General features: G+C 48.9%; 1 protein-coding gene. It reads right to left on the minus strand.

The features are described 5' to 3' along the window. Positions 1–164 precede the first annotated feature (164 nt). On the minus strand, positions 165–399 hold a 235-nt coding region (locus LT948_RS33080), incomplete at its 5' end, for a hypothetical protein (protein ID WP_218192247.1).

The raw sequence follows: 399 nt of genomic DNA on the forward strand, positions 1-399 counted from the left end.
CATTGCCAATCCGGTGTCTGGCGGGCAGCAGAAGAAACTAAGATCCTGAGCGGCCGAGCATACACGTCAATCTGTGGCTCGTTCTGGTCGAACCAAGCGGAGAAGATATGCGACTCAATGCCATATATTGATGTTGTATTCGAAGAGGAAATGCCAAGCATTCCTCAGGTTATTGTTTCGTCCGAATTTCTTTTTCCATTTACCCCATGTGCCCATGGTGCAATGGACGCGATAGACCACCGGGTCAACAGCTTAACTACCAAGGGATTCAGGTTGTATGGGGGAGCCAGTCCTGCGTCAACAGCAATTTCTTCATGCGGGTCTGAACCAGCTTCAGGTCGTGCAGTAAGTTTGTTTTCTTGGATGGCTATAGCCAAGAAGTTATGATTGCCAATCCGG

The organism is Pseudomonas sp. CP-1 (assembly GCF_021213715.1).
GTDB classification, from domain to species: Bacteria; Pseudomonadota; Gammaproteobacteria; order Pseudomonadales; family Pseudomonadaceae; genus Pseudomonas; species Pseudomonas aeruginosa.